Here is a 23,439-nt window from a genome sequence, read left to right as displayed (position 1 = left end):
TCAGATCGGAGCTTTCAGGCTGGAAGGGCGTTTTGGATTGAGCATGACCGCTTCGGATCATGTGCCTCAGGGTGATTGGTCTATCCTCGTCATTGCGAGCGAAGCGAAGCAATCCATAGCTCCGCAGGCGGAGACATGGATTGCTTCGTCGCTTCAGCGCAAAATTGCCCCTGCAATTTTATCGCGAGCTCCTCGCAATGACGAGATTGCATGGGTTCATAGCCTCTCAGGTGCCGGACGCGGCGCGATCGATGAAGAGACTTCCCTTCGTCACGATCTGCTCGCCCGACTTCAGGTTGCCGGCGACCTCGACGAGATCGCCGTTGGTGAGGCCGGGCTTGATCTGGCGCAGCTCGATCGTCTTGTCGTCGCGGACGACCCAGACCCGGACCTGGTCGCCCTCGTAGATCAGCGCCTGCTTCGGCACGCCGACCGCCGGGTGATCGCCGGTCGAGTACAGCGTCACGTTGGCGAACATCTCCGGCTTCAGCCGGTTGTCCTTGTTGTCGATGGTGGCGCGGACCAGGAGGCGGCGCGAGGTCGGATCGATCGCGGCAGCCACGTAGTTGATCCGGGCGTTCAGCACCTTGCCCGGCAGCGCCATCACGCTGAAGCTGACGTCCTGCCCGACCGCGACATTGTCGGCGTCGGATTCCCGGACATAGGCGATCAGCCAGACCGTGGAGAGGTCGCCGATCACGTAGACTGGATCGCTGGCGCCGGTCGAGACGTACTGACCCGGGCCGGCCTTGCGCTGAACGATGGTGCCGCCGAGCGGCGCGAACACCGTCGTCTCCGGATTGAGACGGCCCTTCTGCTGCAGCGTCGTGATGGCGTCGTCGCCGAAGCCGAGGATGTGCAGCTTGTTCTGCGCGGCCTCGAGCTGCGTCTGCGCCGAACGCGCGTCGTTCTGGGCCTGCACCAGCGTCGCCTGCGTCTGCTGGTAATCCTTCAGCGGGATCGCCTTGCCCTCGAACAGGTCCTTGGCGCGGGTGTCCTGGATCTGCGCGAGATCGAGCGCCGACTGCGCCTTGTTGAGACCGGTCATCGCCGAGACATAGTCGTTCTGCGCCTGCACGGTGTCGGCGGCTTCGATCACGAACAGCGGCTGTCCCTTGACCACGCTCTCGCCCGGCCGCACCAGCAGCCGGGTCACGCGGCCCGTATAGGGCGAATAGACCGGGGTGGAGCGGTCTTCGTCGATTCCGATCTTGCCCTCGGTCACCAGTTCGGAGCGGAAGGTGTGTTCGGTCACCGTCTGGAAGGTCAGGCTGGCCCATTCGGCCGCGGTCGGCGTATAGCGCGAGGACCCCTTGCGGGACTGGCTGGAGACTTCCGAAGACGCCGGCTTGGCGGCGTTGAGACGCGTATAACCATAGGCACCGGCACCGGCCAGTGCGAGCACCGCCACGACCGTCACCAGCCCCTGGCGGCTAAGGCTCTGCATCCGTTTGGTAAACTGTTTAAGCATGTGGTCCGGGGGTCGATCGTTTCAGCTTCCGGCGGGACGGCCCCAGCGGTGCGCTAATAGTGCCGAATTGGTGTTGCAAACAACCTAAAAATCTCAGTTCGGCCAAGGCTAACGTTAAAGTTTCGGGGGCCTGAACGGCAGCTGAATGCCTCATCCGGGAAACTCCGGAGCATGGCTGCCGAGCGGCATGGCGGGGCGCGCCCAGCGGGCGGGCGTTTTCGACAGCGCGGCCGCGTGCCTGACCGAGCTCAGCGTGCCGAAACCGGACGGAAGCTGCTCGATGAACGGCGTCACAGCATCGGCCTTCAGGTCCTCGGTGGCGAGACCGCCCGCGACGCGGCCGAGATCCCACAGCCAACGCCCGGTCTGCGCCAGCGACACCCGGACATGCCAGCTACCGCCCTCGCGCGCCTGGCGGGCCTTCGCCATCATGGCGCCGAACGCCATGAAATATCCGGTGGCATGGTCGAGCATCTGCGCCGGCAGTTCCTTCGGTCCGTCGATCCCGGCTGCCTGCCCTTCGGCGTGATTGAAGCCGGTTGTGGTCTGCACCAGGGAATCGAAGCCGCGCCGGTCCGCCCACGGACCGGCGTGGCCATAGGCCGACAGTGTCACATAGACGATGCCGGGGTTGATGCGCGCCGCCTGCTCCGGCGAGAAGCCGAGACCCGTGATCGCCTGCGGCCGATACCCCTGCGAGAGGATATCGGCCTGCGCGAGGAGATCGCGCATCACGCTGCGGCCCGCTTCGCTCTTCAGTTCGACGAAACTCGTGAGCTTGCCGCGGCCTGTGTCGATGGTCAGCCACGGGATCGCGGGCAGATCGGGACCGGAGATCAAGAGCACGTCGGCGCCATGCGCGGCGAGCGTGCGGCCGGCCACCGGACCCGCGATGACGCGCGACAGATCGAGGACGCGGATGCCGGCCAACGGCCTGTCGCCGCCAGGCCAGGGTTTTGGCGCGGCCTCCCCGATCTTCTCGATCAGAATCAGCGGCAGCGTCGCCAGCGCCTTCGCATGCGGCGTCGCCGACCATTCGTCGTACGAGCGCATCATCGCAACGACGCCGCCGGCGGCATAGGCCGCGGTCTCGAATGCCTCGCCATCCCACTGCATCAGTGCGGCCTGCACGTCTTCGCGCTCGGCCTTGCAATTCAGCACCCTGCAGACGGCGTCGCGATGGTGCGGGAAATTGGTGTGGAGACGAACGAAGCGGTTGTCCCTGACACGATAGACGCCGGCGATCTTGTCCCAGGTCGGTGGCGGCGGTTTGTCATCGACGCGCAGGTAACGTTCGCTTCGGCATTCGACCACGGCGTGACGCATGTCGACCGCGACGTCCTGCGTCTCGCCGCTGCGCGCGCGCCAGATCTCCGCAGCCGCCAGGCCCGCCGCGGCGATCGAGGTCTGCGCGGCCGCGCCGACGCGGAACGACGACGGTAGTTGCGGCTCCGCACCTGTCAGGTTCATGTAAGCTAGCGCGGACGGCGCGCCGCCGGCTGAAGTCCAGATATCGGCAAGGATTTCACGGACATCCTGCATGCGCATCCCTCTTTCCGACCGTTGTATGCCCGAGCATGATGACAGAAAGGCGGTGCCCGGTTTGGCCCGTCACGCCCAGCTTTTCAAGGGCCCCGCCCGACCGGAACAGGAGTTGCAATGGCTGCCATCGATCCCCTCACCGCCGGCGGCGTGTTCGTCGCGACCGCGGCCACCGACGCGGTCTATGTCATGTTCACCTCGGCGGTCGTGGCGCGCAAGCGCGTGCCGGCGGCGACCTGGAGCAGCATCTGGTACCTGCTCTCGTCCTATGCCGTGATCAGCTACACCGAGAACTGGATCTACGTCGCCTTCGCCGCGGCCGGCTCCTGGGTGGGCGCCTATGCGTCGATCACCTTCCTGCATCGGCCGCCCGGCGGCCCACCTGTCGGGGCGGCGGTGGAGTAGTTTTTGACGCACAAACGCATTTAATTGTCGTCCCTGCGAAAGCAGGGACCCATACTCCGCGGCGGATGTTGTGGGTGGGACTCGTCGTTCGAGCTTCGCGCAACAATAGACATTCGTGGTTATGGATCCCTGCTTTCGCAGGGACGACACTGAGTGTGCTGAACCGCTGGTGAGTCATACATTCGCATTCTCGCGACATGACCTGTCCGAGTCTTGTCTTTCGTTTCACCCTCTCTTCGCAGAGGGCGCAGGGAAAGCCGGGTGCCGATCGCACCCATGGGCCCTGTGCAACAAAAAAAAGCACAGGGGTAGGACCACAGGTGTAACCGGAGCAATCCGGCTTTCCCTGCGCGATGGTTTACGGCTTATACGTGCTCCCCCCGGTGAGACTGGGCTTTTTTGTCACCGTCTTCACAACGCGCACCGCGCAATGCGAAAAGACACCTGCCACTAGGGCGTCAGGCCTGCACGACTTCGCCGTCCGCTTCGCGTGCTCTCGTCAGTCGCACGCTCGGCGTCCACCGCATCCCACACCGCGTTCGTGACGTTCGCGAAACGCCCCTCATCGGGTGAGACCGGTGGATTGAACACCTGAGTTGGGTACGGCGTCAAGTTAAATTACGAAAATCCGAAAATAATCTGCGCCCGTAGGATAGAGCGAAGCGAAATCCATCCTACGATCTTCACTTCATGGCCTGTACAGTGAACCGACGCATTCGCCGCCGCCAGATCACCCACAACACAAGCCTGAGGACCCAGTTCGGTACACTGAGATGGCGTAGCGTTTCGACCGCGCCCTGCTCTTCGCGGTCTTGAAAGATAGTGTCCGAGAACTGATTATGGTTGTTGTCGTACCATTCGATCGTCCGACCGATCTCGGCCTGCAGCGAATCACTCGCCGACACCCTGGCGAGGAAATTCAACTCGCGACGCATGCAGATCCTCTCGATGCGTGAGCGATCCTGCTCGACATAGACGATGCCCCATGCCTCGAGCCGGGCATGGGTCGCCTCATGAACGATGGTGGACGCGATTCTTTCGACCGTCGTCGCCTGATCGAGGACAAATCGTTCGTCGATCACGCAGGCGTTGAGCGATGAGCGGTAATGCGCAAGGGACCCCGGAATCAGGTCTACCCATACTCGGTCGAGATTGCTGGTCACGCGGTCATAGTTGAGGGGATCGTGATACTTGATGAACTGCAACGCCTCTTCGACCCTGCGCAAGCCGGGATATGCCTTGGATTCCCGGGTGCCAACCCAAAGACCATCGATCGTCGAGCCCTTTGACAACCAGAGATTCAGCCTGTCGATCCGGGAAGGCTTTCGATCGGGCTGGCTGACGACAACGAGGCCCCGCGGCTTCCGCGGCGATTCCGAATGCTGCAACCAATCACCCGTGTTCAAGGCCGGCTTGGCCGATAGAAACGGTACATCGCTTCGCTTTCAGGTTGCTTAAGGGTTTAGCTCAGATTGTGTCGATCGAAGCGGAACTGCCGCGGGCCGGATCGGTCCGTCCCGCGGCAGTTCATTGCATGCGGCGCGAGCCTATTTCAGCGCCGCCACGCCGGCGAGCGAGATCACGTTGTCCTGCGAGCCGGAGCCGCCGCTGACGCCGATGGCGCCGATGACCTTGCCGTTGACAACAAGCGGGTTGCCGCCGCGCGACGCGATCACGCCATCGAGCGTCGCGAGATAGGCGAAGTACTGCCCCTTGCCCATCAGCGTTTCGAACACCAGAGTCGGCCGGCGATAGCGGGTCGCGGTGCGCGCCTTGTGCTGCGAGACTTCGACCGAGGCGTATTGGCAATTGTCCTGCCGCTCGAAATAGACGAGATCGCCGCTCGGATTGACGATCGCGATGCAGAACGCATTCCAGTTCCGCTTCTGCGTCTCGGCGACAGCGGCGGCGGCGACCTTCTTGGCGGTCTCCAGATTGATCGGCTCGCCATAGGGCGGCGGCGTCAGGGCATCGGGAATGGCGTCGTTCGGGTTGTCGGAATTGGGGGGTGTCTGGGCAAGAGCGCCGGTGGCCGTGACGAACGCGACGCAGGCCGCGCCAAGGAGCGCAGTGAAACAACGCATGTAGTCCTCCCAAATGATTGTTCTTGTCGACACCCGGGTCGATCGCCCGGACGGGGGACGATAGCAATTGGTCGACGCAAGACGACATCGGCGGGCGCGGCACGGGTATGCGGGCCGCTTGGACCTATCTCGCATCGTCGGATGCATGCCTGTCGGCGGCAATTCGCTTCCGGAGACAAACGCCCGACGATCGCCTCAATGAAAATCCCGTGACGGCGGCAGGATGCGGACATTGCGCGGGTGGCGGATTTTTTGCGCCGGCGTATCGACGTGATCGCGGCGATCGTCATTGAGCGGCTCGATCAGCGCCGGGCCCACGGGCAACGGATGCTTGCGGCTGAGGGAATCGTTGGCGAGACCGATCAGATCGTGAGAGCGGTCGATCATGCGCTGCGCCACCAGATGGGTCACCCCTTCCGGGCTGCTCTGTATATAGCCCTCGACCAGGATCAGGCGCGCGCCCATCACCTCTTTCCGGTACTGCTCCATCACCTTCGGCCACACCACGATGTTGGCGATGCCGGTCTCGTCCTCCAGCGTCATGAAGACGACGCCCTTGGCGCTGCCCGGCCGCTGCCGCACCAGCACCACGCCGGCGCAGCGCACGCGACGGCGGTCGTGGTCGCGATTGATCTCGTGGCAGGCGACGACGCGCTCCCTGGTGAACATCTCGCGCAGGAATTCCATCGGATGACCCTTCAGCGACAGGCGGATGGTCTGATAATCGGCGACCACCTGCTCGGGGCGCGGCATTTCCGGCAACGGCTTTGCGTTCTCATCCGGCTGCTCGCGCGCCGTCGCCGCCTCGAACAACGGCAGCGCCACGTCGTCAGGCAGCCGCCGCACCGCCCACAGCGCCGCACGGCGATCAAGCCCGAGCGAGCGGAACGCATCGGCGTCCGCGAGCAGGATCAGCGCGCGCTTGGGCAGGCCGGTGTCGCGGGCGAATTCTTCCAGCGAGGTGAACGGCCGCCGGCTGCGCGCAGCGACGATGCGGTCGGCCCAGTCTTTCTCGTCATTCCGGGGCGATGCGACAGCATCGAACCCGGAATCCATCGGGCCGCATTCATGTTGAGAGATGGATTCCGGGCTCGTGCCAAGGGGCGCGCCCCGGAATGACGTCTGGAGGCGTTTCAGCCTCTCCTCGTCCTCATCCAGCCAGTGAAACCCGTCGATCTGGCGGAAGCCGAGCCGCACGGCGCAGTGCTCCCCGTCCTTCTCCTCCAGCGTGTTCTGCGCAAAGCTATGGGACACATCGACCTCGCGCACCTTGACGCCGTTCTTGCGGGCGTCGCCGACGATCTGTGCGGGAGCATAAAAACCCATCGGCTGCGAGTTGAGCAGGCCGCAGCAGAAGGCGTCAGGATGATAGTGCTTCAGCCATGAGGAGATGTAGACGAGTTGCGCAAAGCTCGCGGCGTGGCTTTCCGGGAAGCCGTAACTGCCAAAGCCCTTGATCTGGTCGAAGCAGCTTCGGGCGAAGTCCGGCGAGTAGCCGCGCGCGACCATGTTGCCGACCAGCTTCTCCTCGTAGGTGCCGATGGTGCCGAGATTGCGGAAGGTCGCCATCGAGCGGCGCAGGCCGTTGGCCTCCTCGGAGGTGAATTTTGCCGCCTCGATCGCGATCCGCATCGCCTGTTCCTGGAACAGCGGCACGCCGAGCGTCTTGTGCAGGACATTAAAGAGTTCGTCTGGCGGGCCGTGCTCGGGCGACGGCGCTGGATAACTCTCCTTCTCAATCTTGTTCCGCCGCCTCAGATAAGGATGCACCATGTCGCCCTGGATCGGTCCGGGGCGCACGATCGCAACCTCGATGACGAGATCGTAAAACTCTCGCGGTTTCAGCCGCGGCAGCATGTTCATCTGGGCACGGCTCTCGACCTGGAACACGCCGAGCGATTCACCGCGGCACAGCATGTCGTAGACTTCTTCGTCGTCCTGCTCGACGGTCGCCAATTCCAGATGCTTGCCCTTGTGCCGCTCGATCAGGTCGAAGCATTTGCGGATGCAGGTCAGCATGCCCAGCGCCAGCACATCGACCTTCATCATGTTGAGCGCGTCGACATCGTCCTTGTCCCATTCGATGAAGGTGCGGTCGTCCATCGCGGCGTTGCCGATCGGCACATAGGTGTCGAGCCTATCCTGGGTCAGCACATAGCCGCCGACATGCTGCGAGAGATGGCGGGGAAACTCGATCAGCTCGGTGGCGAGCTCGACCGCGAGGTTGATCATCGCATTCTTTGGGTCGAGCCCGGCCTGCCGCACCTGCATGTCGTTGAGGCCCTTGCCCCAGCTGCCCCACACCGTGTCGGCAAGCGCGGCGGTGACGTCCTCGGTTAGCCCGAGCGCCTTGCCGACGTCACGGATCGCGCTGCGCGGGCGATAATGGATGATGGTGGCGATGATCGCCGCGCGATGACGGCCGTAGCGGCGGTAGACATATTGCATCACCTCCTCGCGCCGCGAATGTTCGAAATCGACGTCGATGTCGGGCGGCTCCAGCCGTTCCTTAGAGATGAAGCGCTCGAACAGCAGATCGACCTTGGTCGGATCGACCGAGGTGATGCCGAGCACGTAGCAGACCGCCGAATTCGCCGCCGAGCCCCGCCCCTGGCACAAGATCTTCTGGCTGCGCGCATAGTGCACGATGTCGTGCACGGTGAGAAAGTAATGCGCGTATTTCAGCTCGGCGATCAGCGCGAGTTCTTTCTTGAGAGTGGCGTGAAGCTTGGCATCGATCTTGGCCACACCGCCGAAATATTTGTCGACGCCGGCCCAGGTCAGATCCTCCAGATGCTGCTGCGCGGTCTTGCCCGGCGGCACCGGCTCATCGGGGTATTGATACTTGAGCTGGTCCAGCGAGAAGCTGATGCGCTCCGCAAAGCGCATGGTTTCGGCGATTGCGGCAGGCCAGTCGCGGAATAGCCGCATCATCTCATGGGCGGGCTTGAGATGGCGCTCGGCATTGGCCTCGAGCTTGCGGCCAACCGCCTCGATCGTAGTCTTCTCGCGGATGCAGGTCAGCACATCCTGCAAAGGGCGGCGCGCGGGATGATGATAGAGCACCTCGTTGGTCGCAAGCAGCGGCACATCGGCATCAGTGGCGAGCCCATGCAACTGCGCGAGGCGGCGCCTGTCGTCGCCGCGATAGAGCAGGCTTGCGGCGAGCCAGACGCCTTCGGCGGAGCTCTGCTTCAGTCTTGCCAGCAGATCGAGCTCCTGCGCCGGATCGAAGCGATGCGGCAGCGCCAGCACCAGAAGCTGGCCTTCGGCGTAATCGAGAAGGTCGGACAGTTTCAGATGACACTCGCCCTTCTCTATCCGCAAGATGTCATCGCCGCGCTTGCCGCGGGTCAGCAACTGGCACAGCCGGCCGTAGGCGGCGCGGTCGCGCGGATAGACCAGGATGTCGGGCGTGCCGTCGATGAAGACGATACGGGCGCCGATCAGGAGCTTTGGCGGATGCCTGACCTCGGAATTGTCGAGCTCCTTCCAGGCACGCACCACGCCGGCCAGCGTGTTGTGATCGGCGATCCCGATCACGGGAATCCCGAGCTCGCTCGCCTGATGCACATAGGCGCGCGGATCGGAGCCGCCACGCAGGAAGGAGAAATTGGTGGTGATGCCGATCTCGGCATAGTCGGGCGGGGCTTTCATGCGAACAGCCCGTGCACATACCAGTTGGCCGGAACGGGGTTGCCGTCTTCGTCCCTTAGCTCGCTCTCATAGAGGCCGTCGCGGAAGATCCAGAAGCGCTGGCCCTCGGTGTCCTCGACGCGGAAGTAATCGCGGGTCAGCCGCTTGCCGTCCTGCTGCCACCATTCCATCGCGATGCGTTCGGGGCCCTCGACCCGCACCACCTCATGCCGCGCGCGTCGCCAGGTGAACTGATGCGGCGGACCGTCAGGCACGGTCGCGAACGGCACCTTGATCGGCTCGGGCCGCTCGAACAGCCTGAACGGTCGCAGCGGCGGCTCGCCTGCGACGCGTTCCGGCCAGGCTGCGGCGATCGCGGCGGCGAGATGATGCTGCGCCGGAACGGCGAGCGCCGATCGTTCGGGGATGTGGCTCTGCAGCGGCAGATGCACGACCACGCGCTTGCCCCCGATACGGGCGGCGATGCGGTCGATCAGCGCGGAGAGCTCGTCATTGTCATGCACTGACGCGTCGAGGTCGCGCTGCTGCTGCACCACGATCTCGGTGCGGCCGGCGGCGAGACGGATGAGATCGAAGCCGAAGCCGGGATCGAGGGGATCGGCGAGCGCCTCGAGCCGCTCGCGGAACAGGCGGTCGATCATCTCGGGCCGCGTCACCGGACGCCCGATCTCGACCATGATCGAGCGCACCGCGCCGTCGGTGCGGAAGAAGCTCGCCTCCAATTGCCGCGCGCCCTTGCCCTGCTTGTCCATCGCCACGACAAGCATTTTGGCGAGGCTTTGCAGCGTCAGCGCGATCACGGTGTCGGTCACGATGGGTTCCGGGAAACGCTTCTCCACGATGTAATCCGGCAGCGGCTTGCGCGGGCTGATCGGGGCATCACCCTGCCCGAGCGCACAGGTGAGCAGCGTGGTGAACGCGGAGCCGAACCGCGCCGAGATTTCGTGCGGCGCGCGCGCGGCGACATCGCCGATGGTCTTCAGCCCGGCGCGGCGCAGGCCGGTCGTGATCGCAGGATCGGCGCCGAGCGCGGACACCGGCAGCGGGCCGACGGCCTGGGCCTCCTCGCCATCGGCTGTGATCTTCCCCGAAGCGTGCCGCGTCAGCGTGCGGGCTGCGATCGAGGTGCCTGATATGGCGGCGCCGACGGCAAAGCCGCGGCGGCTCAGCGCGTTGGTCACGATCTGCAGCAGCGCGCGCTCGCCGCCGAACAGATGCGCGCAGCCGGTGATGTCGAGGAACAAGCCATAGGGCGGGTCCAGCGCCACCAGCGGCGTGAAGCGGTCGCACCAGTCGGCGATGTCGTTCAGCGTCTTCAGATCGGCCGCGGGATCGGCATCGTAGACGGTGAGCTCCGGGCAGATCGCCCGGGCATTGGCGAGCGGCAGCCCGATCGACAGCCCCGCATGCACCGCGGCCTCGTCGATGGCGTGGAGCAGGATCGCGTTGTGGTCCTTTGCGACCACGACGCTGGGGATGTCGTTGCCATTCGTAAGGGACGCATCAGCGGCCGGGTTCCCTCCCCCCTTGCGGGGGAGGGTTAGGGAGAGGGGTAAGCCGCATACGCCGGCGTCCGTGGTACCCCTCTCTCCAACTCTCCCCCACAAGGGGGGAGAGAGCCCCGCCAGAGTGCTCACCTCGCTTGAAGGTTCACCCACCTCCCGTGCATCAGCTTGCGAGGCGATGCTTTGCGCGAGCTTGCGCTTGATGCGGTCGATGGGAAGGCGTGGCAGCCACAGGCTGAGGATACGCCGACGGTTCGCTGAAAAGGCACTCATCACATTTCCATTCCATGATCCATCGCCCGACCGGGCCATGACGATTGCGCACGAGTTCGGCGTCGAAGCGCGGCGCACCCCAGGCGCTGGCGGCGGTGCCGGGCGGCGAATGCGCCGCGCGCACGATCCAGCGCGTTTCCGCAGTCGAGGGGATCGGGGTCGCCGCGATCCGCAGCACCAGCGCGGCGACCCCGGAGGCTTGCGCGGCCAGGGTCAGTTTGCGGCTGGCGACGAGATCGAGCTGGCGCACATCGCCCCAGACCTCGAGCACGACCGCGCCCAGCGCATCGCAGGCGAGCGCGTCGGCCGCGGTGCGCAACGCGGTATCGACATCGGCCGCGCGCACCGTGACGAGCAGACGCGGATCGAGGCCGAACTCGGCGAGCCCGCTCATCGACAGCGCGCCGCTTTCGCGATCGGAAAAATCCTGCCGCACCCAGACCAGCGGCTTGCGCGGCGACATCCGTCCGGCGAGGCCTGCGATGAAGCCGGTCGCCGCCCCGCCCTGATGGCCGCTCGCGAACACTTCGTGCAGCGATGCGGGTGCAAGCCCGCCGCGCAGCATCGCATCCGCGCCTGCGTGGCCGAGCGCGATGCGGTTCGGCATGTTCGCATCAGATGGCGCCTCGATGCGCGCGATGCTGCCGCGCAGGGACGCAAGCGTACTCATGCGTGCGGTGGCGCATGATCCGCCAAAGTGTGAGCGGTTTGGCGACATGATCATGCGCCCTTATTTAAAAGGAGGAGCGCGATCGAACGCAAAACCGGCGACCACTTTTGCTGATCGCGCTCCGGCATTGCGCCGCTCCTTCCAACAGAGATTTGAAGCCGTCACTGGTCAGAACAGAGAGCCAGGCACTGGCTCATTTGTTCATGATATGTTCTAATATAAAAGCTAACAGGGCCGACGGAGTCAATCGGATTGGTGGGCTCCCGGATTCATCAGCGGAATCAAGGGGATTAAAGCACGCCCGGAAACGGAGCGCGGCCTCCGCATCCTCTCCCCGGCCTCACCGGGCGCGCGAGCCCAAGAGACGGCGACAAGAGACGGCGACGAGACGGAAACGGAGCAATCGCATGCACATCATCATGCTCGACAGCGACATCGATTTCGAGGGCTGGCGCAAAGCCGCGCGACGATTGGCGGTGAATGACGTGAAGCCATCTGACGTCACATGGAAAGTACGCGATGCTGCGGAATTGTATGCGGCATCCGGCGCGAGCGACCTGCCCGATGCGCCGCATGCGTTCAACGTCCCCGCCACCTTCGTCGAGCTGGCAAGGGCCGCGATCCTGCATCGAAGCGGCGAACGCTTCGCCCTGCTCTATCGCTTGCTATGGCGTCTGCGCGGCCACCACGATCTGGCGAACGACCCCGACATCGCCGAGGCCAACGCGATGGCGCGTTTGGTCTATCGCGAGATGGACAGGATGATCGCGCAGCTCCGCTTCCGCGAAATCGGCCGCGAGCACAAGGCGCATTACGTCGCCTGGTTCGAGCCCGAGCATCATGTCGTCGAGCTTGCCGCGCCGTTTTTCGCGAGCCGTTTCGCCGACATGCCATGGTCGATCCTGACGCCCGATGTCTGCGCGCATTGGGATGGCCACGCGGTCTCGATCACGCCGGGCATCGACAAATCCGAAGTGCCGAGCGAGGACCGGCTTGAGGAAACCTGGCGGCGTCATTACAGCGGCCTCTTCAATCCAGCGCAGCTGAAAGTGATGGAGATGCCGCAGGCCTATTGGAGGAACCTGCCCGAGGACTCGATCATTAAGCCCCTGCTCGAAGACGCGATGCGGATGACGGGCGGCGCCTTCATCGCAACCAAGGCGACGAAACCGCACACGCCGCAGAAACCGCAGGATATGCCGATGGCTCGCAAAGACACCCACGACACGATCGCGGCGCTACGCGCCGAGGCCGCCGGTTGCCGCGCCTGTCCGCTCTGGAAGGATGCGACCCAGACCGTGTTCGGCGAAGGCCCGCAAGATGCATCGATCATGCTGGTCGGCGAGCAGCCCGGCGACAAGGAAGACCTCGCCGGCAAGCCGTTCGTCGGCCCCGCCGGACAAATGCTCGATCGCGCGCTTGAGGATGCCGGCATCGACCGCGGCAAGGTCTACGTCACCAACGCCGTGAAGCATTTCAAATTCGTGCCGCGCGGCAAGATCCGGCTGCATCAGAAACCGAGCACGCCGGAAATCCGCGCCTGCCGGCAATGGTACGAGCGTGAGCTGGCCGCCATCAAACCGGAGCTGGTGGTGGCGCTTGGGGCGACCGCGGCACAGGGCGTGCTCGGCAAAATCACCGCTATCAATAGGAGCCGCGGCTGCCTGATCGAGCATGATGGAACAAAAGTGCTGGTCACCGTGCACCCCTCCTATCTGCTGCGGTTGCCCGATGAGGACGCCAAGGCGCTGGAATATCAGCGCTTTGTCGACGACCTGAAAATCGCGGCCGGCTGGCTGCGCCGCTCGGATCGCGCGGCCTGATGTCCCGGCGCCACAACCTCCCCAAAATCACACTTCGATATGAAAAACGAGAAACATTTTGAGAACCCCCCTACAACCTTTAATTGATCCGTGATAGCGTCACAGGCTCTACAGGTATTGGGCGTCATGTTCACGCCATGACGTACCCTGAGGTCAGCGCGCTGCGCGGTTCGACTAGCCCCAATCGCGCAGCGCGCGACCTCCACCTGCAGGCCTCACCGGATTTTCCGGAAGCAATGCTGCCTGATCCTTCCGCCGCCTCCGGCAATTTCCAGATCCGTAACGCGCCCTCCGCAGGGTTCGTGCGCGATCAGTGACGTTTGTCACTGAAGATTGCGCGCCTGAACCGCGATCTCCAGCGACGCCATCAACCGCATTGCGCAAGAGCGGCTCAATCCACGCCGTTTACCGACCGGCCGCGCCGAATTTCAATTGCTTGTCATATGCATCGATCAAGATCGGCCGCATTGGAATAGGAGATTACCAATGAGCGATATGGCGCTACCCGGCTCGATCGAACCCGCCCTGAAGAAAGGGCCGGACCTCGACAAGGGTTTTCATCCATTAACCGGCGTCATCTACATGGGCGTGGTTGCGGCCGCCCTGCTGTTTGTCGGCTACAGCATCTATGCCGATGTCGACGCCACCGGCGCACGCATCACCTCGTTCGTGCCCTATCTCCTGCTGTTCGTCGCCCTGCTGATCGCGCTCGGCTTCGAATTCGTCAACGGCTTCCATGACACCGCCAACGCGGTCGCCACCGTGATCTACACCCGCTCGCTGCCGGCGCATGTCGCCGTGGTGTGGTCGGGCCTGTTCAACCTGTTCGGCGTGCTGCTCTCCAGCGGCGCCGTCGCATTCGGCATCGTGTCGCTGCTGCCGGTCGAGTTGATCCTGCAGGTCGGCTCGAGCGCGGGCTTCGCCATGGTGTTCGCGCTGTTGATCGCCGCCATCATCTGGAATCTCGGCACCTGGTGGCTCGGCCTGCCGGCCTCGAGTTCGCACACGCTGATCGGATCGATCATGGGCGTCGGCATCACCAACGCGCTGCTGCGCGGCCGCGACGGCACCTCCGGCGTGGACTGGTCGCAGGCGACCAACATCGCCAAGGCGCTGCTGCTGTCACCGCTGTTCGGCTTCGTGCTCGCCGCGGTTCTGCTGTATGTCCTCAAGGCCGTGCTGCTTCGCGCGACGCCCAAGCTGTTCGGCGAGCCGGTCGGCGATCAGCCGCCGCCGTGGTGGATCCGCGGCATCCTGATCCTGACCTGCACGCTGGTCAGCTTCTTCCATGGCTCGAATGACGGCCAGAAGGGCATGGGCCTGATCATGCTGATCCTGATCGGCACCGTGCCGACCGCCTATGCGCTGAACCGCGCGCTGCCCAACAGCGCGATCGAGCAGTTCACCGCACACTCGATCGCCGCCAGCAAGGTCATCGAGGGCAAGGCCGCCGGCTACAACGTGATCGGCAACCCGCGCCCCGCCGTGACCAACTACGTCTCGCAGCACCAGATCAACGAGGGCACCTTCCCGTCACTCGCGGTGCTGGTGCGCGACATCGGCCAGCAGGTCGCCCAGTACGGCTCATTGGCGAAGTTCCCTGCTGAGGCCGTCGGCAACACCCGCAACGACATGTACCTCGCCTCGGAAGCGATCCGCTTGCTGATGAAGGACAAGGAAGCCGAACTCTCCGCCACCGACATCGCCACGCTGACCGAGTACAAGGCCTCGCTCGATGCCGCGACCAAGTTCATCCCGAGCTGGGTGAAGTTCGCCGTCGCCATCGCGCTCGGCCTCGGCACCATGGTCGGCTGGAAGCGCATCGTCGTCACCGTCGGCGAGAAGATCGGCAAGACCCACCTGACCTACGCGCAGGGCGCCTGCGCCGAGATCACGGCGGCCGCGACGATCGCGGCGGCCGACGGCTACGGCCTGCCGGTCTCGACCACGCACGTGCTGTCGTCAGGCATCGCCGGCGCCATGGCGGCCAACGGATCCGGCCTGCAATGGGCGACGATCCGCAACATCGCCATGGCCTGGGTGCTGACGCTGCCGGCCGCGATGATCCTTTCGGGCGTTCTGTACTACGTGTTCTACCACGTGTTCTGACACCGACGCTTTCGGCGCGATGCCCCCCGGCGCCGAACGACAAGGCCCGCACCATCGGTGCGGGCCTTTTGCGTTTGGGGCATGCGCGGTGTCATGACATCCGCGTAAGACCAAAGCGCTCAGGCGGCGTACTCCTTGGCCACCTCGGCGAGCAGGCCGCGTGCCCATTTGTGCAGGCCTGACTTGGCGGTCCGGGCGCTCCAGTACATGTCGATCGAGATCGGCACGCGGAACGGCAGGGACGCAACGTGCAGCCCGCCGCGCATGGCGCGTGCCAGATGATGCGGGATCGTGGCGACGAGCCGGGTGCCCGCGATGATGCGCTCCAGGCTGTCGTGGTTGGGAAGGCTCACCGCCGGCTCGATCTCGATATCCCTGGCCTTGAGCACATCGAGATAAAGCGGCTGCCACTCGCCGCTGTGGGTCACGAAGACATGCTCCGCCCTGGCGTAGGCCGACAGCGTGATCCGGCCCCGCGCCAGCGGATTGGCCGGATCCATGATGCAGACATAGTGGTCGGTGAGGATGTGGCGCCGATAGAAGCTCTCGCCGACGACCCCGACCGGGCCGAGAACGATGTCGCACTGGTTCTGCTTGAGGTGGATGTTGCCGTGTCCCGCGGCATCGAGCAGCACGAGCTTCGCCCGCGGCGCGCCCGCGCGCAGCCTCGCGCAAAACTGCGGGATCAGCGTCTGGCGTTCGTGATAGTTGCAGGAGATCGTCACGGTGCCTTGCGCGATCGCCGGATCGAATTCCGCCGGCGCGGCAAGTCCCTCCATCTCGCCGATCATGTCCCGCGCCCACGCGACCAGTGCCGTACAGCGTTCAGTGGCGCTGACGCCATTGCCCTGGCGCACGAACAAGGGATCGCGCAGCACGCCGCGCAACCGCTCGATCGTGTAGCTGATCGTGGACTGGTTGACGTCGAGCCGCTTGGCTGCGGCGGAGAACGACTGCAAATCGTACACCAGCACGAGCGTCCGCAAGCTCCCGATGTCGACCGGATCGACCGAAGAATTGACCGCCACCCCTCGCCTCCCGCACTGCCTGTTGGCCGATAGCCTATCACATGTCATGCAAGATTTCGATTGTCTTCATTGACTCCATCGAATTGAGCGATTGCCCGCCCGCGGCTAGGCTCTGCAAAAAACCGCTCGGGAGAACCAATGACCAGCACCGTGCCCGTCGTCACAGACATCGCGTACCGGGATCTGCTCGACGACCCCTATCCGATCTTCCGCCGCCTGCGCGAGATGGCACCCGCCGTCTTCGTCGAGACGGCGAAGCTGACGCTGGTGACGCGCTTCGACGACATCACCAAAATCGAGCGCGATCCTGCGACCTATTCGGCCGACAATCCCGTCTCGCTGGTCAACAAGGTGATGGGGCCGACCTTCATGCGCAAGGACGGCGCCGAGCATGCGATCGGCCGCAAGGCGATCGAGCCCTCCTTCCGGGCCACCACGATCAAGGAACACTGGGCGCCGAAATTCACTGCGATCGCGGAGAGCCTGATCGACGCCCTCGCGCCGGCGGGNGAAGCCGATCTGTTCGCGGCGCTCGCCGCGCCGATGGCGTCCCTCACCCTGATGGAGATGATCGGCTTCGAACCGATGCCGTGGCAACGGCTCGCCGAATGGTCGCAATCGCTGATCGAAGGCGCGGGCAATTATGCAGCCGACGCCGAGATCGAGCGCAAGGCGATGCAGGCCGGCGCCGACGTCGATGCCGCGATCGAGGCCGTGCTCGATCGTCACCGCAGCAATCCCAATCCCTCGATCCTGTCGTCAATGATCAACGCCGATCCGTCGATGCCGATCGAGGCCATCAGGGCCAACATCAAGGTGATCATCGGCGGCGGGCTGAACGAGCCGCGCGACGCGATCCTCACGCTCGTGCTCGGCCTGCTGGACCATCCGGCGCAGAAGCAGAGCGTACTGGTGAAGCCCGAGCTATGGCCGGCTGCGCTCGAGGAGGCGGTGCGCTGGATCTCGCCGATCGGCATGTATCCACGTCGCGTGACCCGCAGCGTCGAACTCTCCGGCATGACGTTGCCGCAAGACCTCCAGATCGGGCTCTGCGTCGGTGCCGCGAACCGCGACGACAAGCGCTTTGCCGATCCCGACAGCTTCGACATCTCGCGGCCCAAGCAGTCGCACCTGGCATTCGGCGCCGGACCGCATTTCTGCGCCGGCACCTGGGTCTCTCGGCTCACGGTCGGCAAGATCGTGGGCCCGATGCTGTTCGAGCGCCTGCGCAATCTGCGGCTCCGCGACGACGCCCCGCCGGTGGTGCGTGGCTGGGTGTTCCGCGGTCCGGTGTCACTACCGGTGCGATGGGATGTGTGAGGAACCCATCAGCCGTCATTGCGAGCGAAGCGAAGCAATCCATAGCTCACCTTGCTGAACCATGGATTGCTTCGTCGCTTCGCTCCTCGCAATGACGGTTGAGAGCGCGAGTTTGCCGCTGAAGAAAAGATCACGCCGCCAGCGCGTTCTCCACGATCTTCACGAAATACGACGTACCGTAGACGATCGCCTCGTCGTTGAAATTATAGGCGGGGTGATGCAGGCCGGCGCTGTCGCCGTTGCCACAGAAGATGAAGGCGCCGGGCCGCGATTCCAGCATGTAGGAGAAATCTTCCGCGCCCATCAGCGGCGGCATTTCGTGCACGTTGGCGGCGCCGGCGACATCCTTCGCGATGCGGGTCGCGAATTCGGTCTGTGAGCCGTGATTGACGGTGACGGGATAGCCGCGCTCATAGGTGAGATCGATCCTCGCGCCGGTCATCTTGGCGACACCCTCGACCACCTCGCGCACGCGCTTCTCGACGAGGTCGCGGACCTCGTTGGTCAGCGTGCGCACGGTGCCTCGCAGTTCAGCGGTCTGCGGGATCACGTTGCGGGCGTTGCCGGCGTGGAATTCGCACATCGAGATCACCGCGGAATCGAGCGGATCGACGGTGCGCGAGACAATCTGCTGCAGCGCGGTGATCAGTTGCGCGCCGACCAGCACGGAATCGATGCATTTGTGCGGCCGCGCGGCGTGGCCGCCATGGCCCTCGATCTTGATGTCGATCGCATCGGTCGCAGCCATGATCGGGCCGCTGCGGATCGCGAACGAGCCGATCGGAATGCCCGGGCCGTTGTGCATGCCGTAGACCTGCTCTATGCCGAAGCGGTCCATCAGGCCGTCCTTGATCATGGCGGCAGCGCCTGCTCCACCCTCCTCGGCTGGCTGGAAGATCACGACGGCGTCGCCGGCGAAATTGCGGGTCTCGGCGAGATAGCGCGCTGCACCCAGCAACATCGCGGTGTGGCCGTCATGGCCGCAGGCGTGCATCTTGCCCGGCGTCTTGGACGCGTAAGGCAGGTTGGTCTGCTCCTCGATCGGCAGCGCATCCATGTCGGCGCGGAGCCCGATCACCTTGATATCGCCCTTGGCGGGACCCTTCTTGCCCTTGATGACCCCGACCACGCCGGTCTTGCCGAGGCCGGTCACGACCTCGTCGCAGCCGAACTCCTTCAGCCTGTCAGCCACGAATGATGCCGTGCGGTGCACGTCATAGAGCAATTCGGGGTTTTCGTGGATGTTGCGGCGCCAGGCCTGGATATCGGGTTGCAGGTCGGCGACGCGGTTGACGATGGGCATGAGAGTTCTGACCTCGAAGGTTGGACTGTAATTGTCTTCTCTAGCATGCAAGGACCGGTCCACCCAACAGCCGTGGCATGCTCCAGATTGGGTCCCGCAGCGCGACAAATGCAGAGCCTACCGACCGGAATTCATCGAAAGCGCCGGGCCGTGTGCTTGGACATTCCCCGCATGAAGCTTCCCGCTTGCCGCAGCGCGACCGGGCATTCATGATCCCGCGATGGAACAGGACGGCTCATACTTCCTTCCGATTGAAATAGCGCTCACCCAGCTCGATGCCTAGTCGGACATACTTCCTGCGGGAAGCCGCGTCTTGGGTGCCAACCTGTTCGCGGACGTATTTTTGGCGGATGCGGCAGGAGCGGTTTACATGCTCGAAGCATCGGCGGGCTCGATCGCAAAGATTGCCGCTTCCGAGGGAGCGTTCCGCGAACGTTGCGTTGATGATGCAGATGGTTTGGCTGCTGCGGCCACTGGTCGATCAGTGCCGCTCCGCAGGACATATCCTTGCTCCCTCCCAGTGCTACGCCTTCACGACGCTCCCCCTGTTCGGGGGCGAATACACCGTCGCCAATGTGTGGATGTGCTCTTGTCGAGACTGGCTCGCCTTTGCAGCGACGATTTACTCAGAAACAAAGGGCTTGCCGGACGGGTCTACCGTCAGGATCGTTGTCAAAGACTGACGTATCCGCCTAGCTAGACGTCAGCATCTGGCTGCGGATCTCCTGCGCGGTGCGGCGCAACGGCAACAGAAACTTCTTGCGCGCGCCGGCCTCGCTGACCGTGCCCGAGATCGTGTTGACGCTGAGCGCTGCGACCACTGCGCCGGCCGGATCGCGCAAGGGCACCGCGATGCCGCAGATTGCGGGATCGAGCTCGCCGTCGACCCAGGCATAGCCCTCGCTCTCGACGCGCGCGAACTGCTCGCTGAGGCGAACGGGATCCGTAATCGTGCGTGGCGTGACCTGCTTGAACGTGCCGGAGCCAAGATAGGTCTCGCGGTCCACGGGCGGCAGCGCTGCGAGCAGCACACGGCCGAGCGAAACGAGATGCGCCGGCAGCCGGCTGCCGACGCCGAGATTGGCCGAGAGGATGCGGCGCGCCGGCAGGCGCAGCGCGTAGACGATCTCGTCCTCGTCGAGCACCGCCATCGCGCAGGACTCGCCAACCTCGTTGCGCAGATTCTCCAGTGCGCGCTGCGCATGCGCCCAGTACGGCAGCGCGTTGAGATAGGACAGGCCGAGCCCGAGCGCGCGTGGCCTCAGGCTGAAATAGCGTCCGTCGGAGGTGCAATATTTCAACGCCACCAGCGTCGCCAGGATGCGGCGCGCGGTGGCGCGGTTGAGGCCGGCGGTATCGGCGGCCTCCGCCAGCGTGTGCCGTCCCGGCGGCTTGCCGAGCGCCTCGATGATCGAGAAGCCGCGCGCGATCGCACGCACGAAGCCGTCGCTCTCTTTGCTCATGGCACCGTTCTGCTCACGGGTTGGCTTCGCTCACGACATCGCCGCCGGCATGGCTACCTGCGCGTAACGCGGCTCTCTGCGCTTGTCAGGTGGCCCCGACCGCGCTAGCGTCAGTTCACATAGCGAATGAAACGTTCGCCTGGCGAACTCTTAGCAGGAGGATCAACGATGGCGCAAGCAGAAAGTTCTGCGGCCAGCAACTTCGAAACCGATTTCTGGAAGGACGCGAAACTGCGCAAGGTGTGGGACGAGATCGTCCCCGGCGAGGCGCGCAAGACGCTGCCCTACAAGCTGACGCAGGAAGCAATCGCGCTGTATTGCCGCTCGGTCGGCGAGACCAATCCGCTCTATCTGGACGAAGCTGCGGCGAAGGCCGGTCCCTATGGCGGGCTGATCGCGCCGCCCTCGATCCACATCCTGTTGATGTTCGCCTGCACGCCGGCCGACGACTGGATGCGCTCACCGGGCACGGTCAATGCCGGGCAATCCTGGAGCTACAACATTCCGGCCCGGCCCGGCGACACCATCACCTTGCAGGCCCGTGCGCTCGACAAGTTCATCAAGCGCGAGCGGCTGTTCGTGGTGCACGACAACGTCTTCTTCAACCAGCATGGCGACGTGATCTGCTCAGGTCGCGGCCAGACCATCCGTCCGATGTGAGGATCACGATGACCACAGTGAATTTCGATCAGCTCAAGGCCGGCGACACCATCGACGGAGCCGCGTTCGCGGTCTCGCGCGAATCCATCCGCCTGTTCTGCGATGCATCGCTCGACTACAACCCGCTGCATCTGGACGACGACTACATGAAGAACAGTTTCGGCAAGACCAATTTCGGCGGCATCATCATGCATGGCATGAACAATTTCGGCCTGATCTCGCGCATGCTGACCGACTGGGCGATGCCCGCGGGCGCGATACATCGCCGGCTCGAGACACGCTGGCTGAAGCCGGTGAAGCCCGGCGACACCATCCGCCCGGCCGGCACCATCAAGGCCAAGCAGGTCACCAGCAAGTCCCGCTGGGTGCTGGTCGACGTCGCCGTGCAGAACCAGCGCGACGAAACGGTCGCGGCCGGTGAAGCGATGCTGGAATTTCCGGCGAAAGCGAGCTAGCGCGAACTGCGTTTCTCAAACCGAGCAGCGAACTCCACTTCACCTCGCCCCGCCTGCGGGGAGAGGTCGGAACGCATCGCAAGATGCGTTCCGGGTGAGGGGGCGTCTCCGCGAGGGCAAACTATCACCATATGTGAGGAAATAGCCCCTCACCCCACCCTCTAAGAGCCAGTTTCGCTCGTCTCGACCCGTAAGAACGGGGCGAGGGAGCGCAGCTCGTTCGCGGCGCAATTTGCTCAGCAATCAAAAGAAGTATTTGGAGGTTTCGATGCAGGATGCGGCCAATTCCGCGCTCTATCGGCGGATCGCCTGGCGCCTGATCCCGTTTCTGCTGGCGTGCTACACGGTCGCGATCATTGATCGCTTCAACATCGGCTTTGCCAAGCTGCAATTCCTGCACGACCTGAAGATCGACGATGCGGTGTTCGGGTTTGCCGCCGGCATCTTCTCGGTCGGCTACGTCGCGCTCGAAGTTCCCAGTAATCTGCTGCTTGTGAAGATCGGCGTTCGCAAGACGCTGTTGCGGATCATGGTGCTGTGGGGCGCCGTCACGATCCTGCTCGCGCTGGTGCAGAACCAGTATCATCTCTACATCCTGCGCTTCCTGCTCGGCGCCGCCGAGGGCGGGTTCTTTCCCGGCATCCTGTATTACCTGACGCTGTGGTTCCCGGACCGCATGCGCGGCCGCATGACGAGCCTGTTCGTGATGGCGGTGCCGCTCGGCGGCATCATCGCAGGTCCCGTGTCGGGCCTGATCATGGATCACATGCACGGCGCCCGTGGCCTGCATGGATGGCAATGGCTGTTCATCCTCGAAGGCGTTCCTGCGGTTCTGCTCGGCATCGTCGCCTATCTCTGCCTCGCCGACTGCCCGCAGACCGCGACGTGGCTGAGTGCCGACGAGCGGCGGCAGGTGACGAGCGATCTTGCGCGCGATCGCGCGGCCGCCTCCGGCGCTACGCGCAGCTTCGGTGCCGCGTTGCGCGAGCCGCGCGTCTATCTGCTGTCGTTCATCTATTTCGCGTTCTTCTGCTCGCTCAACACCATTCTGCTGTGGACGCCGACGCTGCTGAAACGGGTCGGCGTGGCAACAGCCACCGACATCGGCTGGCTGAGCGGCGCCATCTCGGTTGCATCAGCGATCGGTATGGTCGCGATCGGCTACAGTTCCGACCGCACGCGGGAGCGCCGATGGCACGTGGTCTCCTGCGGCCTCGCCGCCGCCGCCTGCTTCATCGCCCTGCAGGCCGCGCAGAACAGCGTCGCGCTGACGGTGATGCTGCTCGCGATCGCATCGATCGGCATCTTCGCGATCCTGTCTTTGTTCTGGACCATCCCGAACGCGACGCTGGAAGGTAGCGCAGCGGCCGGCGGCATCGCGCTGATCAGCGCGATCGGCTCGTTCGGCGGCGCGGTCTGCCCTGCCCTGATCGGCTGGATGAACGTCGCCACCGGGAGCATCTACACGCCGCTCGCCATCGTCGGCGCGGTGCTCGCGGTCGGCATGCTGACGCTGATCGTGGGCGTTCCCAAGCCGAGGCAGGAGGTCGCGCTGGCGCAGCCCGGCCGGCCCTGAACGGGCTCCCAGCGCCGCGCAACCCTCGAGCGTCCCGCTTGTCCCGGCGGGCCGCATTTGGAAGGAGCGCAAACATCGTTCAGATCGGCAAGCGT

Annotated in this window: 19 protein-coding genes; 9 read left to right on the top strand and 10 right to left on the bottom strand. The window is 64.4% G+C overall.

Annotated features, from left to right (window positions below; translation table 11 throughout):
- Positions 1-226 precede the first annotated feature (226 nt).
- Positions 227-1,471, bottom strand: coding sequence for an efflux RND transporter periplasmic adaptor subunit (locus AS156_RS13735; RefSeq protein WP_066504627.1), 1,245 nt, complete (start codon positions 1,469-1,471; stop codon positions 227-229).
- A gap of 150 nt (positions 1,472-1,621) precedes the next feature.
- On the bottom strand, positions 1,622-3,013 hold the full coding sequence (locus tag AS156_RS13730) for a CoA transferase (RefSeq protein WP_066504807.1): 1,392 nt from the start codon (positions 3,011-3,013) through the stop codon (positions 1,622-1,624).
- Positions 3,014-3,130: 117 nt separating this feature from the next.
- Here AS156_RS13730 and AS156_RS13725 point away from each other — a divergent pair, with 117 nt between their 5' ends.
- On the top strand, positions 3,131-3,418 hold the full coding sequence (locus AS156_RS13725; RefSeq protein ID WP_066504625.1) for a hypothetical protein: 288 nt from the start codon (positions 3,131-3,133) through the stop codon (positions 3,416-3,418).
- A gap of 683 nt (positions 3,419-4,101) precedes the next feature.
- On the opposite strand, the gene AS156_RS13720 is transcribed toward AS156_RS13725, so the two are convergent.
- From AS156_RS13720 to AS156_RS13700, 5 genes are all read right to left on the bottom strand, one after another.
- Positions 4,102-4,581, bottom strand: coding sequence for a hypothetical protein (locus tag AS156_RS13720; protein WP_136626203.1), 480 nt, complete (start codon positions 4,579-4,581; stop codon positions 4,102-4,104).
- 384 nt (positions 4,582-4,965) lie between these two features.
- Positions 4,966-5,502: a GlcG/HbpS family heme-binding protein gene (locus tag AS156_RS13715; RefSeq protein WP_066504621.1), complete on the bottom strand. Its 537-nt coding sequence runs from the start codon at positions 5,500-5,502 to the stop codon at positions 4,966-4,968.
- A 195-nt stretch (positions 5,503-5,697) separates the two neighbouring features.
- Entirely contained in the window at positions 5,698-9,159 is a 3,462-nt protein-coding gene (locus AS156_RS13710; protein WP_066504619.1) for an error-prone DNA polymerase, read from the bottom strand.
- Positions 9,156-10,937, bottom strand: coding sequence for a Y-family DNA polymerase (locus tag AS156_RS13705; RefSeq protein WP_430641794.1), 1,782 nt, complete (start codon positions 10,935-10,937; stop codon positions 9,156-9,158). The genes AS156_RS13710 and AS156_RS13705 overlap by 4 nt, the downstream gene beginning before the upstream one ends.
- Positions 10,828-11,607, bottom strand: coding sequence for an ImuA family protein (locus AS156_RS13700; RefSeq protein ID WP_245312789.1), 780 nt, complete (start codon positions 11,605-11,607; stop codon positions 10,828-10,830). Before AS156_RS13700 ends, AS156_RS13705 begins: the two co-directional genes overlap by 110 nt.
- 407 nt (positions 11,608-12,014) lie before the next feature.
- Here AS156_RS13700 and AS156_RS13695 point away from each other — a divergent pair, with 407 nt between their 5' ends.
- The 3 genes from AS156_RS13695 to AS156_RS13690 all read left to right on the top strand — a co-directional run bounded on the left by AS156_RS13695 (position 12,015) and on the right by AS156_RS13690 (position 15,539).
- Positions 12,015-13,430, top strand: coding sequence for a UdgX family uracil-DNA binding protein (locus tag AS156_RS13695; RefSeq protein ID WP_066504616.1), 1,416 nt, complete (start codon positions 12,015-12,017; stop codon positions 13,428-13,430).
- 137 nt (positions 13,431-13,567) lie between these two features.
- Complete coding sequence (locus tag AS156_RS42040) at positions 13,568-13,747, top strand: hypothetical protein (protein ID WP_136626201.1); 180 nt, start codon at positions 13,568-13,570, stop codon at positions 13,745-13,747.
- A 169-nt stretch (positions 13,748-13,916) separates the two neighbouring features.
- A complete protein-coding gene (locus AS156_RS13690) occupies positions 13,917-15,539 on the top strand; it encodes an inorganic phosphate transporter (RefSeq protein WP_066504614.1) in 1,623 nt (540 codons plus the stop codon).
- 119 nt (positions 15,540-15,658) lie between these two features.
- Here the strand turns inward: AS156_RS13690 and AS156_RS13685 are convergent, their stop codons facing one another.
- Positions 15,659-16,567 (bottom strand): LysR family transcriptional regulator, encoded by a 909-nt coding sequence (locus AS156_RS13685; protein WP_066504612.1) that lies wholly within the window; start codon positions 16,565-16,567, stop codon positions 15,659-15,661.
- 510 nt (positions 16,568-17,077) lie between these two features.
- On the opposite strand from AS156_RS13685, the gene AS156_RS13680 reads away from it, so the two are divergent.
- Positions 17,078-17,887, top strand: an 810-nt coding sequence (locus tag AS156_RS13680) for a cytochrome P450 (RefSeq protein ID WP_245312787.1), incomplete at its 5' end; no start/stop codon positions are given.
- A gap of 130 nt (positions 17,888-18,017) precedes the next feature.
- On the opposite strand, the gene AS156_RS13675 is transcribed toward AS156_RS13680, so the two are convergent.
- Positions 18,018-19,190 (bottom strand): M20 aminoacylase family protein, encoded by a 1,173-nt coding sequence (locus AS156_RS13675; protein WP_066504608.1) that lies wholly within the window; start codon positions 19,188-19,190, stop codon positions 18,018-18,020.
- A 275-nt stretch (positions 19,191-19,465) separates the two neighbouring features.
- Between AS156_RS13675 and AS156_RS45990 the strand changes: the two genes are divergently transcribed.
- On the top strand, positions 19,466-19,873 hold the full coding sequence (locus AS156_RS45990; protein ID WP_082747497.1) for a T6SS immunity protein Tdi1 domain-containing protein: 408 nt from the start codon (positions 19,466-19,468) through the stop codon (positions 19,871-19,873).
- Between the two features lie 9 nt (positions 19,874-19,882).
- On the opposite strand, the gene AS156_RS13665 is transcribed toward AS156_RS45990, so the two are convergent.
- Complete coding sequence (locus AS156_RS13665; protein WP_066504602.1) at positions 19,883-20,653, bottom strand: IclR family transcriptional regulator domain-containing protein; 771 nt, start codon at positions 20,651-20,653, stop codon at positions 19,883-19,885.
- Between the two features lie 168 nt (positions 20,654-20,821).
- Here AS156_RS13665 and AS156_RS13660 point away from each other — a divergent pair, with 168 nt between their 5' ends.
- The 3 genes from AS156_RS13660 to AS156_RS13650 all read left to right on the top strand — a co-directional run bounded on the left by AS156_RS13660 (position 20,822) and on the right by AS156_RS13650 (position 23,344).
- Positions 20,822-21,313: a MaoC family dehydratase gene (locus AS156_RS13660; RefSeq protein WP_066504600.1), complete on the top strand. Its 492-nt coding sequence runs from the start codon at positions 20,822-20,824 to the stop codon at positions 21,311-21,313.
- Positions 21,314-21,321: 8 nt separating this feature from the next.
- A complete protein-coding gene (locus AS156_RS13655) occupies positions 21,322-21,768 on the top strand; it encodes a MaoC family dehydratase (RefSeq protein WP_066504800.1) in 447 nt (148 codons plus the stop codon).
- A 268-nt stretch (positions 21,769-22,036) separates the two neighbouring features.
- Positions 22,037-23,344 (top strand): MFS transporter, encoded by a 1,308-nt coding sequence (locus AS156_RS13650; protein ID WP_066504797.1) that lies wholly within the window; start codon positions 22,037-22,039, stop codon positions 23,342-23,344.
- Positions 23,345-23,439: the final 95 nt, after the last annotated feature.

This window comes from Bradyrhizobium macuxiense (assembly GCF_001542415.1).
Classification (GTDB): Bacteria; Pseudomonadota; Alphaproteobacteria; order Rhizobiales; family Xanthobacteraceae; genus Bradyrhizobium; species Bradyrhizobium macuxiense.
Note: the sequence above shows the minus strand (reverse complement) of the source record. Positions and strands in the feature narration are given on the sequence as shown.